An 11,961-nucleotide genomic window follows, 5' to 3' on the forward strand; every position below is an offset into this window, starting at 1 on the left:
AAAGAAAAACCCGCCGAAGCGGGTTTCTTGCCTGGCCGGACCGATCAGGCCGCCGGCGTCACATTGCGCAGGCGAATGTGCAGTTCGCGCAGCTGCTTCTCGTCAACCAGCGACGGCGCGCCGGTCAGCAGGCACTGGGCGCGCTGGGTCTTGGGGAAGGCGATGACGTCGCGGATGGAATCGGCCTTTGTCATCATCGTGACGATGCGGTCCAGGCCGAAAGCCAAGCCGCCGTGCGGCGGGGCGCCGTACTGCAACGCGTCCAGCAGGAAGCCGAACTTGATGCGCTGGTCTTCCTCGCTGATGTTCAGCGCCGCGAAGACCTTGGCCTGCACCTCTGCGCGGTGGATACGCACCGAGCCGCCGCCCAGTTCCCAGCCGTTCAGCACCATGTCGTAGGCCTTGGCGATGCACTTGCCCGGGTCGGCCGTCATCAGGTCCTCATGGCCGTCCTTCGGCGCCGTGAACGGATGGTGAACGGCCGCCCAGCGGTTGTTCTCCTCGTCGTGCTCGAACATCGGGAAGTCGACCACCCACAGCGGCGCCCAGACATCGTTGAACAGGCCGTTGGCCTTGCCGAACTCGCTGTGACCGACCTTCAGACGCAGCGCGCCGATGGCGTCGTTGACGACCTTGGCCTTGTCCGCGCCGAAGAACAGCAGGTCGCCGTCCTGGGCGCCGGTGCGCTTGAGGATCTCGGCGACTGCCTCGTCGTGCAGGTTCTTGACGATGGGCGACTGCAGGCCTTCACGGCCCTTGGCCACCTCGTTGACCTTGACCCAGGCCAGGCCCTTAGCACCGTAGATCTTGACGAACTCGGTGTAGGCGTCGATCTCGCCGCGGCTCATGGAGGCGCCCTTGGGCACGCGCAGCGCGACGACACGGCCGCCCGGCGTCGTGGCCGGGCCGCTGAACACCTTGAAGTCCACCGTCGTCATCGCGTCGGTGAGCTCGGTGAACTCGAGCTTGACGCGCAGGTCGGGCTTGTCGGAGCCGAAGCGGTGCATGGCCTCCGCGTACTTCATCACCGGGTAGTCGCCCAGCTCGACGTTGAGGTTCTTGCGGAAGACGTGGCGGATCATGCCCTCGAACATCGAGCGGATCTCTTCCTCGGTCAGGAAGCTGGTCTCGATATCGATCTGCGTGAACTCGGGCTGGCGGTCGGCGCGCAGGTCCTCGTCGCGGAAGCACTTGGTGATCTGGTAGTAGCGGTCAAAGCCCGACACCATCAGCAACTGCTTGAACAGCTGGGGCGACTGCGGCAGCGCGAAGAAGTGGCCGTCGTGCACCCGGCTGGGCACGAGGTAGTCGCGCGCGCCTTCGGGCGTGCTCTTGGTCAGCATCGGCGTTTCGATGTCGACGAAGCCGTGCTCGTCCAGGAACTTGCGCACTTCCATTGCCACGCGATAGCGCAGCATCAGGTTGTTCTGCATGTACGGGCGGCGCAGGTCCAGCACGCGATGCGTGAGGCGGGTCGTCTCGCTGAGGTTGTCCTCGTCGATCTGGAAGGGGATGGGCACCGACGGGTTCAGCACCTCGATCTCATGGCAGAGCACTTCGATCTTGCCGGACACGAGGTTGGCGTTCTCGGTGCCGGCCGGGCGCGCGCGCACTTTGCCAACGATCTTCAGGCAGTACTCGCTGCGGACGTCTTCGGCAATCTTGAAGCTGTCGGCGCGGTCGGGGTCGCAGACGATCTGGACCAGGCCTTCGCGGTCACGCAGGTCGATGAAGATGACGCCACCGTGGTCGCGGCGGCGATGGGCCCAGCCCATCAGGGTCACGGTCTGGTCGAGCAGCTTTTCGCTGACTTGGCCGGCATAGCAGGTGCGCATGGTGTTTTTCTCCGAATTCTTTGCAGGGTGTCTTGTGGGCGCTTGCGGGCTCGCGGGGCCCTCAGGGTTGAACGCCGGCCGGGGCGTTCAACCCGGCTGATTTCGTGCCGCGTCGTCCAACAGGACGACGGGCGAACCGGCATGCGGCAGCGGCGCCACCGTGCCCATCGAGATGATGTATTTCAGCGCCTCGTCCACCGTCATGTGCAGCGGCTTCACGTCCGTCCGGGGCACGATGAGAAAGAAGCCCGAAGTCGGGTTGGGCGTGGTCGGCACGTAGAGGCTGACGTGATCATCCTCCAGGTGACAGGCCACCTCACCGCTGGGCGTGCCGGTGACGAAGGCGATGGTCCAGCTGCCGGCGCGCGGATATTGCACCAGCACGGCTTCGCGGAAGGCGTTGCCGCTGCTGGAGAACAGGGTGTCCGACACCTGCTTGACCGAGCTGTAGATGCTCTTGACGATGGGGATGTGGGACATCAGCCGGTCCCACTGCGTCAGCAGCCACTGGCCGAAGATGTTGGCCACCAGCACGCCCGTGGCCAGCAGGCCGCCGACGAGGATCACCAGGCCCAGGCCCGGCACATGGCGCAGGTCCAGGATGGCTTCGCTCAGCGAGGCCGGCATGATCAGCGCCAGCGCGGCCAGCATGGAGCCAAAGACGCCGTTGACCACGTCCAGCACCTGGGCCAGCACCCAGATCGTGATGGCCAAGGGCAGCCAGACCAGCAGGCCGGCAACGAGATACTTGCGAATGGAAGCGCCCACGTCGACCCGGCTCAATGGCAGGGGCAGGAGCCGCCGCCATGCGTGGACGGTGACGCGCTGGAAGCCTCGGACTTGGGCGCATCGCTGGCAGCGGATGCAGCCGGAGTGGCCGCAGCGGCACCTGCCGCGGCGGCCGCAGCCGGCGCGGCCGTGCCGCCGCCCTTGAAATCGGTCGCGTACCAGCCCGAGCCCTTGAGCTGGAAGCCGGCGGCGGTGACCTGCTTGGAAAAGCTCTCGGCCGCGCAGGCCGGGCAGGTGGTCAGCGGCGCGTCGGACAGCTTTTGCAGCACATCCTTGGCATGGCCACAGGCGCTGCAGCGGTAGGCGTAGATCGGCATGGTCGGGCTCGCGAGGTCAGGAAATAGACGAAAAGCCCGCGATTTTAAGGGACGGCTCAGCTGTGGGGGTGCAGATGATGGCTGACGTGCTCATGGCGATCGGTCAGCACCTGCGGCGCCAGAGAGCCGGCAACCATGGCCACCAGGGCGGCGAGCAGGCCGGCCAGCTGCCCCGGAAAGAACTCGCCCCAGGTGCTGACCTGCTCGAAGAAGGCCACCCAGACGGCGATGCCGGAGAAGATGGAGAGCACGGCGCCCTGGGTCGTCGCCCGCTTCCAGTACAGGCCGAAGACCAGTGGCACGAAGGCGGCGACCAGCGTGACCTGGTAGGCGGCGCTGACGAGCTCGTAGATGGGCGTGCCCTGCAGCGCGATCGAGTAGGCCAGCACGCAGCACGCGAAGATGACCAGGGTGATGCGCATGGCGACGAGGGACTGCCTGTCGCTCATGCCGGGGCGGATCTGCTTGAGGATGTTTTCGACGAAGCTGGTCGTCGGCGCCAGCAGCGTGGCCGATGACGTGCTCTTGATGGCCGACAGCAGCGCGCCGAAGAACAGGATCTGCATGAACAGCGGCATGTGGCCCATGATGAAGGTGGGCAGCACGCGCTGGTAGTCGTTCTGGGCGAGGTCCAGCGCCTTGTCGCCCATGACGACCACGGCGGCCAGCACGATGAACATGGGCACGAAGGCGAAGGCGATGTAGCTGAAGCCGCCGATGATGGCGCCGCGCTGGGCGGTCTTGGCGTCCTTGGCGGACATGACGCGCTGGAACACGTCCTGCTGGGGGATGGAGCCCAGCATCATGGTCAGCGCCGCACCGAGGAACATGGCGATCTGCGTGAACGTGGGCTCGGGAAAGAACTTGCCGAGGTTCTTCTGGGCGGCCAGGTCCAGCACGACCCCGGCGCCACCGGCCAGGTCGGCCGAGAACACCGCGATGACCGACAGGCCGATGACCAGCACGATCATCTGGATGAAGTCCGTCCAGGCGACGGCCAGGAAGCCGCCGATGACGACGTAGACCAGCACCGCCAGCAGGCCGACGATCATGCCCATCTCGGCGCTCATGGCGCCATTGGTCAGGATGTTGAAGACCAGACCCAGCGCCGTGACCTGGGCCGCCACCCAGCCGAGGTAGCTGAGGATGATGGCCAGCGAGCAGAAGATCTCGACGCCCTTGCCGTAGCGCTGGCGGTAGAAGTCGCCGATGGTCAGCAGATTCTTGCGATAGAGCTTGGCGGCGAAAAACGTGCCCACCAGCACCAGGCACAGGCCGGCGCCAAAAGGGTCCTCGACGATGGCGCCCAGGCCGCCCTGCACGAACTTGGCCGGGATGCCCATGACCGTCTCGGCGCCGAACCAGGTCGCGAAGGTGGTCGTGATGACCATGACGAGCGGCAGGCTGCGGCCGGCGACGGCGAAGTCCGCCGTGTTCTTGACCCGCGTGCCGGCCCAGACGCCGATGCCCAGCGTGCCGAGCAGGTAGAGCACGACAAAGACGATGAGCGTGGTGTTCATGGCGTGGGGTCGGATGGGGCCGGAAAAATTCGCGCGAATTATGAAGGCGCAGGGCTGGAGCCAGGCTTGATCTGCCAACGCCAGTCCCAGCGGGGCATCGGGAGTGTGAAGCAGATGAGCGGACAAGCATCACGTCCTTGATCCCATCGGCGGGACGACACTGAGCTCCCCGACCTGGCGGCGAGCATCACGCCGCCGCCGGCTGGCAACTTCGACGGTCAATTTTTGTAGCAGTTAGCAAGTCGATCTTCGCGTTGGCGCTCGCTACAGTCGCGCGCATGGCCGACATCACACAATGGATCGCCGCCGCTCGCGAAGGGGACCGTGGCGCATTCGACAAGCTTTTCGGCGTGCTGTATGACGACTTGCGCCGCATCGCCCATGCCCGGCTGGCGCACAACGTACGCAACACCTTGCTGGACACCACGGCGTTGGTACATGAGTGCTACGCCAGGTTCGTGGCGCAGCAACGACTCAACGTCGACGACCGGGCGCATTTTCTTGCCTACTCGGCGCGCGTCATGCGCTCCATCATCGTGGACATGGCGCGGGCCGCGCTGGCCGAGCGCCGCGGCGGTGGTGTCGAGCATGTGTCGCTGGACACCGCCAACGGCGCTAATGCCCGTCAGCCCGAAGAAGAGATCTTCGACGTCGACGCTGCCCTGGCCGAGCTGGCCCGGCTGGACGCACGGCTGGCCAGTGTGGTGGAGATGCGCTATTTCGGCGGCATGACGGATGTCGAGATCGGGGAAGCACTCGGCCTGACGGACCGCACGGTACGCCGCGACTGGGAAAAGGCACGCGCGCTGTTGAGCATGACCCTACGCGGCTGAAGGCGCTACAGCTTGGCGCCCGACCGGCGCAGGCAGTCGTCATGCGCGGCCTGGATGACAGCGACGTGGGGGCTGCCCTCGCCCAGGCTGGACACGCGCAAGCCCGTGGCGCGCTTGAGCGCCGGGCAAGCGGTGTCAAAGCGGCCTTGCTGCTGCAGGGCCCGGCCGAGCGCAAGCAGGACCTCGGCTTCGATTGACTGATGCCGGTCCGCGAGGCCGGAAGCCGCCAGCGTGTCGTTCGCCGCTTGCGCAGCCGCCACAGCATCGGCATCACGCCCTTGCATCAGCAGCGCCTGGGAACGCAGCGACTGCGCCGTCAGACCGTCTGGATCGAAGGCGCTGCGCGGGGCTGCTTCGCGCGCTGGCATGCGTGCCAGTGACTGCAGCGCGGCGTCTGCCCGGCCCTGCGCCAGCGCCATCCTTGCGCTGCTCAGCACCAACCCGCTGATGGCCAGCCGCTGCTGCTCCGGCGACAGCTGCTCGTAGCTGGCCCACGCCTCAGCCAGTGATTGCTCGGCCTTTTCCGGCTGCCCCTGGCTCAGGCGCTGCTCGGCCTGCAGCCGCAGGAACAGTGGCATCAGCCAGTTGCGGCCGTTGGCGACGGTGCGGAACTCGCCGATCGTCCAGTCGATCAGCGCCTGCGCCTCGCCGAACCGGCCCTCATGAGCCAGGCCGTAGATCAGGTGCATCTTCACGACGCGCGTGATGAAGGGCGCGAACGTGCCTTGCTCCAGGGTGGAAGCCGCGGCTTGCAGGATCGACCAACCCTCGGCACGACGCGAAGTCCGCAGCAGAAACCAGCCAAACCAGGCCTGCGTGTAGAGCGTGTCGATGTGTGCGACGCCATTGCGCTGCAGGGAGAGCGTCAAGGTGCTGCGGTAGGTGCCCTCGGCCGCTTCGACCTTGTGCTGGCGGGCCTGGGAACCGGCCAGCATCAGGCCGCCAGTGATGATCGCGCTGCCCTTGGTGCCGGCATTGCGCCGCAGCAGCTGCAGCGACTCGGCAAAGGCCGCCTCTGCCCCGGCATGGTCTTCAAGCTGCGTGAGCGAGATGCCCAGCCGGTTGAGTGCCCCAGCCAGGCCATCGGACTGCGGATGCTTGCGATAGAGGGCGACGGCCTCGGCGGCCCATTCGACGGTCTGGCGCCCGGAAAACGGGTAGGCCTTGGCCATCGCTTCGAGCAGGTGCGCCCGCGCCACGGATTGGGTTTCGCCCAGCACATCGAGAATGCGCTTCGCCTCTGCCAGGGCGCCCTTCTGCTCGGCGTCCTTGCCAAGCTGATCGATCTTCTGCGCGTATTCCGCCAGCGCAATGGCAACGCGTCGATCCACGGGCCCGAAAGCCTGCTTCAGCGCTTCGCCATGGCGGCGATACAGCTCGGCGGCTTCGGCGTCCAGGCCCAGGTCGAAGTACATCTTGCTGAGCAGCTCCAGCATCTCGGCGCGGACTTCGGGGTCCGCCTGCAGGTTGCTGTCGATGCGCTTGGCGCCAATGTCGAGCAATTGGCGCGCGCTGGTCTCGCGCGCCTTGAGCGGGTCTTCCTGGTCGATGCGGTTGGTGAGGAAGATGTCGGTCAGGAAGGCCTGCACCGCCAACGCCCGCTGCGCCTGTTGTCGCGCGATGCGCGCCTGCCACAAGGAAACACCACTGGCCACCACCAGCGCCGACAACGCAACCGCTGCAGCGCCCACCGGCAGCCGGTTGCGCTGCACGAACTTGCGCAGCCGGTACCTGCGGGTGTCGGGCCGCGCCTGCACCGGCAGCCCGGCCAGGAACTGGCGGATGTCCTGCGCAAAGGCGTCGACGCTGGCGGTGCGCTGCGCCGGGTCCTTGCGCAGGGCCTGTTGCAGGATGGCGTCGATGTCGCCGCGCAGCTGCTTCTTCAAAGCCGCGTCACTCGCGGCAACGCTCGCCAGCGGCGGGTCTATCGACGCGATGGCGTCTTCCAGCTGAGCCGCACTGGCGCGCTTGAGCACATAGGGCTTGCGCCCCGCCAGCAGTTCGTAGGCCACCACGGCGAGGCTGTACACGTCGCTGGCCGTGCCCAGCGGTTCGCCGCGGATCTGCTCTGGGCTGGCGTAATCCAGCGTCAGCGCATGGCCGGCCTGGCGTGTCAGCGCGGTTTCGGCGGTAGCGCCGCCGTCCAGCAGCTTGGCGATGCCAAAGTCGAGCAGCCGCACCTGACCGTCCGGCGTGACCAGGATGTTCGCCGGCTTCAGGTCGCGATGCACCACCAGCTTGGCATGCGCATGCGCCACCGCCGCCGCCACCTGCAACAGCAGACCAAGGCGCTCGCGCAAGGGCAGCGAATGGCGGCTGCAATAGGCGTCGATCGCCACGCCGTCCACCAGCTCCATGGCGATGAACGGCCGCCCCTGGGCGTCGACCCCGGCGTCGTACAGGCGCGCGATGTGCGGGTGTGCCAGCGTGGCGAGGATGTCGCGCTCGCGTGCCAGCCGCTGCGCGACGGCGCCACCCCAGGCCAGCCGCGGCAGCTTCAACGCCACCTCGCGGTGCAGCGGCCCCTCCGCGCGTTCGGCGCGCCACACGACGCCCATGCCGCCATGGCCGAGAGGCGCCAGCAAGCGTATTTGCCGATGAGGTCACCGGCTGCGGGTTCGGCGCTGTCGTCCGCGCCATCGGGCAGCCGCCCGCCCGGCAGCTTGGGCAGGGTGCCCATGAAGTCACCGCTTTCGGCGTGCGCATGGGCTTCGAGCAGGGCTCGCACGGCGCCGCTAAGCGCCGGCTGCGTGTGTCCGAGGTCGTTCAGCCAGAGTTGGCGGGATGCAGCCGGAAGCGCCAGCGCCTCGTCGAGCAAAGCGCTGATGGCCGGCCAGCTGCCCGCCAACTCACCGATTGCGGTCATGTGTCATGCCTCAAGAGCGCCACCCACCATTGCCGAATACGTGCACCGGCGCTCGAAGCGGACACGGTTGTGCCGCCGATGGTTGCACCGGCGTGCCCGGATCATCGGGCACGCCAGCCTCAATGCTCCTTGAAGGCGCGGCTCATCGATTCGCCCAGGGGCTGCACAAGGTAGTCCCAGGCGGTGCGGGCCTGCGTCTGTATGAAGAGCGTGGCGGGCATGCCCGGGCCCAGGCGCGCCGGCATGGCCTTCTCGGACGGTGAATCGATGCTGGCCTGAACGAGGTAGTACGCGTTGGCGCCGCCGCTGCTGGATTCACTGAGGCTGTCGCCCGAGATGTAGGTCAGCCGGCCCGTCAGCAAGGGTGTGGCGCGCTGCTTGAAAGCCGTGATCTGCACCTCGACGCGCTGCCCCTGGCGCAGCTCGGCCACGTCTTCCGGCCTGACCTTGCCTTCGATGAGCAATTGCCGCTGCGCGGGCACGATGTCCATCAGCACCTCGCGCGGCGCGATGACACCGCCGACGGTATGCACCTTGAGGTCGACCACCTCACCGGCGATGGGTGCCACGACCACCTGGCGCGCCAGCACGCTGGCCAGCGGGCGCAAGCGCTCCTGCAGGTCCAGCGCGCGGCGGTTGGCTTCGACATATTCGTCCGACGCCCGCCTGACGTAGTCGTCCTGCAACGCAATGGCCTTCAGCTCCAGCTCCACGACTTTCTGCTGCGCCTTGGCCAGTTCGGCCTGGTAGCTGCTGCGCGATTCGTCCTTGTCGGCCAGCGCGCGCTCGAAGGCCATCAGCCGCGTCTGCTGCACGAACTGGCGGCGGTACAAGTCCTGGTTGATGGCCAGCTCCTCCGCCAGCACCTTGCGGTTGCTGTCGGCCGCCTTGACCTGGTTCTGCAGCGCCGCCACCTCGGCGCGTACCTGTTCGGCCTGGCGCCGCAGCAAGGCCGTCTGGCCCATGAGCTGCTGGCGCCGCGCCGTGAAGGTCTCGGTCTCCGAGAGCAGCAACGCCTGCGCCCGGGCGCTGGCCGCCGCGCGCCCGCGGGACTCGGCCAGGAAGTTGATGCCAGCGCGCATCGCCCGCTCCGCGTCGGCGCGCGCGCTGCGGGCACGCTCGGCGTCGAGCTGGTCCTGCAGCCCGGTGACGGCGGCGTCGGCTTGCACCGCTTCGAGTTGCAGCAGCGGTTGGCCGGCCTTCACCTGGTCACCCGGCTTCACCAGGATCGCCTGCACGATGCCGCCTTCCAGATGCTGGACCGTCTTGCGGTAATCCACCACCTTGACCTGCCCGGCCAACACCACGGCGCCGTTCAGCGGCGCCAGCGTCAGCCACAGGAACAACGCGCCAAACAGCAGCGCAATGGCCACGCCGCCCGCGCGGCCGATGCGGCGGCCTGCCAGGAACGGATCGTGAAACTCCGGCAGCACGCCTGCGTTGGTGACGAGCCTCATGCCACACGCTCCACCGCCACGGCGGGCGCCTGCAGTCTTGCCAGCACGGACTCGCGCGGGCCGAACGCCAGCACGCTGCCGCCGTCGAGCACCAGCACCTTGTCGGCCTGGTTCAACAGCGAGGGCTTGTGCGTCACGAAGACGACCGTTGCGCCGCGCGCCTTCAGGCCTTTGATCGCCTCCACCAACGCGGATTCGCCTTCGGAATCGAGGTTGGAGTTGGGTTCGTCGAGCACCACCACGCGCGGCTCCCCGAACAGGGCGCGCGCCAGGCCGATGCGCTGGCGCTGGCCGCCCGACAGGCTGCTGGCGCCGTCGCCGATCAGCGTGTCGTAGCCCTGGGGCAGCTGCAGCACCATGTCGTGCGCGCCGGCCAGGCGGGCGGCGGCCACCACGGCTTCGGAGGACGCATCGGCCGGCGCGAGCCTGGCGATGTTCTCCGCCACGGTGCCGGCCAGCAGTTCGGTGTCCTGCGGCAGATAGCCCAGCTGCGGGCCCAGCCTGTCGGAGGACCAGTCCGCCAGGCGGGCGCCGTCGAGGCGAACGCTGCCGGCCTGCGGCTGCCACAGGCCCAGCATCACGCGCACCAGCGTCGACTTGCCCGCCGCGCTCGGGCCGATGATGGCCAGGCAGGCGCCGGCCTCCAGCTCGAAGGACACATCCTTCAGGATCAACGGCTGGCCGGCGCCGGCACCAAAGCTCACATGCTCCAGGCGGAAGGCGCCTGCGGGCGGTGGCAGTTGCAGCGACACCGCCCCGGCCGCGCCCTCCTGCAGCAGGCCGTCCAGCCGGCCGTAAGCGGCGCGTGCCTCGATGAAGCCCTTCCAGCCGGCAATGGCCAGCTCCAGCGGCGCTGTCGCCTTGCCCAGCAGCAGCGTCGCCGCGATCATCGTGCCCGAGCTGAGGTTCTCGGTGATGACGAGGTAGGCGCCGAGGCCCAGCATGGCGCTCTGCAGCAGTTGCCGCAGCCCCTTGGACATTGCCACCAGGCTGCCGGCCCGGTTGCTGGCCGTGTTCTGGGCGGCAAGCACCGCGGCGTTGCGTTCGCTCCAGCGCTCGATGAGCCGCGCGCGCATGCCCATCGCCTCGATGACTTCCGCGTTGCGCACGGCGCCGTCGACGTAGCGCCCCGCCTCGCGCGACAGCGTGTTCGCGTCCTGCAGCAGGCCCCTCGTTCTGCGGTCGTCGATGTAGGCGATGGCCAGCAGCAGCCCCATGCCGAACAGCGCCGCCAGCCCGAGCACCCAGTGGATGATGAAGATGATGGCCAGGAAGGCAATGCCCCAGGGCGCGTCGAAGAAGGCGAACAGGCCGTTGCCGGTCAGGTATTGCCGCAGCACGGCAACGTCGCGCAGCGCGGCCGCATGGCTAGGCCCGCCCAGCCGGGCGGCTTTCTGGAACACGGCATCCAGCACATGGGCCGACAGCAGCCCGTCCAGCGCCAGGCCGGCCTGCACGAGGATGCGCGAGCGCAGCGTTTCCAGGCCGATGTAGACGAGATAGCCCAGCGCAACACCCAGCGTCAGCATCGCCAGCGTCGGCAGGCTGCGCGACGCGAGGACGCGGTCGTACACCTGCAGCATGTACAGCGGCGACAGCAGCAGCGTCAGGTTGATGAACAGGCTGAACAGCCACGCGTAGCGGAAGAAGAACGCCGTGCGCTGGAGATAGGTTTTCACAAGATCACCAGGACAGTCGGCTGATTGAAAGGCCCGCCGTCACAGCGAGCGCGCATCGCCACCGCGGCCCATGCGGAATGTCACGACGGCGCCCAGCCCAAGCAGCAGCAGCGCCGCTGGCGCCGGCTCAGGGACCGCCGTGATGGACACCGTCACCGTGGCGGGCGTCGCGCTGATCGACTGCCCAGGCACGCCGCCGACCGTGCCGATGAGCTGACCGGCCGTCATCGAAAAGCTGCCCGGGCCCGCAGACAGCGCCTTCACCGTGAAGGTGGCGATGTCGAAGTCGTCGTCAGTCGTTGCGGGGAACACGCCGAAGCCGAGGCCCACCACCGTGCCTGCGGCAGCGTCCACGGTGCCCGTCTTGTTCGCCGGTGCGAACGTCCAGCGCGGCGCGATGTAGATCGACAAGATCTCGAAGGCACTGGCGCCATAGCTGAAGCTGAACGCCTGACCGCCGCTGACGTTGTTGATCGCCACGCCGCCCACCGTCTCGTTGAAGGACTGGCCTTTCAGCGACAGCTGGAAGACATCGCCCGTGGCCACGCTCGGCGACGAAGGCATGAAGACCAGCGCCGGTGCCGCCAGCGCGTTGAAGCCCATGCTGGCGAGCAGCAGCGTGGCCGACTGAAGGAAGGTGGTTTTCATTGAAATTTCCCGTGGGT

At 67.7% G+C, this 11,961-nt stretch carries 10 protein-coding genes; 1 reads left to right on the forward strand and 9 read right to left on the reverse strand.

Translation table 11 applies throughout. The annotated features are described in order from the left end of the window. Nucleotides 1-44: 44 nt before the first annotated feature. The 4 genes from aspS to AC0IZJ_RS07185 all read right to left on the reverse strand — a co-directional run bounded on the left by aspS (nt 45) and on the right by AC0IZJ_RS07185 (nt 4,461). Entirely contained in the window at nt 45-1,835 is a 1,791-nt protein-coding gene (aspS, locus tag AC0IZJ_RS07170; RefSeq protein WP_471848101.1) for an aspartate--tRNA ligase, read from the reverse strand. Between the two features lie 87 nt (nt 1,836-1,922). Continuing rightward, the gene (locus AC0IZJ_RS07175) at nt 1,923-2,591 is read right to left on the reverse strand and encodes a DUF502 domain-containing protein (RefSeq protein ID WP_471848475.1); all 669 of its coding nucleotides are present in this window, start codon (nt 2,589-2,591) and stop codon (nt 1,923-1,925) included. Nucleotides 2,592-2,614: 23 nt separating this feature from the next. Next, entirely contained in the window at nt 2,615-2,941 is a 327-nt protein-coding gene (locus AC0IZJ_RS07180; protein WP_471848103.1) for an FmdB family zinc ribbon protein, read from the reverse strand. A 56-nt stretch (nt 2,942-2,997) separates the two neighbouring features. Next, on the reverse strand, nt 2,998-4,461 hold the full coding sequence (locus AC0IZJ_RS07185) for a high affinity choline transporter 1 (RefSeq protein WP_471848105.1): 1,464 nt from the start codon (nt 4,459-4,461) through the stop codon (nt 2,998-3,000). A gap of 278 nt (nt 4,462-4,739) precedes the next feature. Between AC0IZJ_RS07185 and AC0IZJ_RS07190 the strand changes: the two genes are divergently transcribed. After that, nucleotides 4,740-5,294 (forward strand): ECF-type sigma factor, encoded by a 555-nt coding sequence (locus AC0IZJ_RS07190; RefSeq protein ID WP_471848107.1) that lies wholly within the window; start codon nt 4,740-4,742, stop codon nt 5,292-5,294. A gap of 5 nt (nt 5,295-5,299) precedes the next feature. On the opposite strand, the gene AC0IZJ_RS07195 is transcribed toward AC0IZJ_RS07190, so the two are convergent. From AC0IZJ_RS07195 to AC0IZJ_RS07215, 5 genes are all read right to left on the reverse strand, one after another. Next, the gene (locus AC0IZJ_RS07195) at nt 5,300-7,879 is read right to left on the reverse strand and encodes a protein kinase domain-containing protein (protein WP_471848109.1); all 2,580 of its coding nucleotides are present in this window, start codon (nt 7,877-7,879) and stop codon (nt 5,300-5,302) included. Next, nucleotides 7,792-8,160 carry a hypothetical protein gene (locus tag AC0IZJ_RS07200; RefSeq protein WP_471848111.1) on the reverse strand — a complete coding sequence of 123 codons (369 nt, stop codon included), beginning with the start codon at nt 8,158-8,160 and terminating at the stop codon, nt 7,792-7,794. Before AC0IZJ_RS07200 ends, AC0IZJ_RS07195 begins: the two co-directional genes overlap by 88 nt. Nucleotides 8,161-8,279: 119 nt before the next feature. After that, nucleotides 8,280-9,617, reverse strand: a complete 1,338-nt coding sequence (locus tag AC0IZJ_RS07205; RefSeq protein ID WP_471848113.1) for an HlyD family type I secretion periplasmic adaptor subunit — start codon at nt 9,615-9,617, stop codon at nt 8,280-8,282. Further along, nucleotides 9,614-11,296, reverse strand: coding sequence for a type I secretion system permease/ATPase (locus tag AC0IZJ_RS07210; RefSeq protein WP_471848115.1), 1,683 nt, complete (start codon nt 11,294-11,296; stop codon nt 9,614-9,616). The genes AC0IZJ_RS07205 and AC0IZJ_RS07210 overlap by 4 nt, the downstream gene beginning before the upstream one ends. Before the next feature lie 39 nt (nt 11,297-11,335). Continuing rightward, nucleotides 11,336-11,944 (reverse strand): hypothetical protein, encoded by a 609-nt coding sequence (locus AC0IZJ_RS07215; RefSeq protein ID WP_471848117.1) that lies wholly within the window; start codon nt 11,942-11,944, stop codon nt 11,336-11,338. Between the last annotated feature and the right edge of the window lie 17 nt (nt 11,945-11,961).

This window comes from Roseateles sp. AC306 (assembly GCF_979253795.1).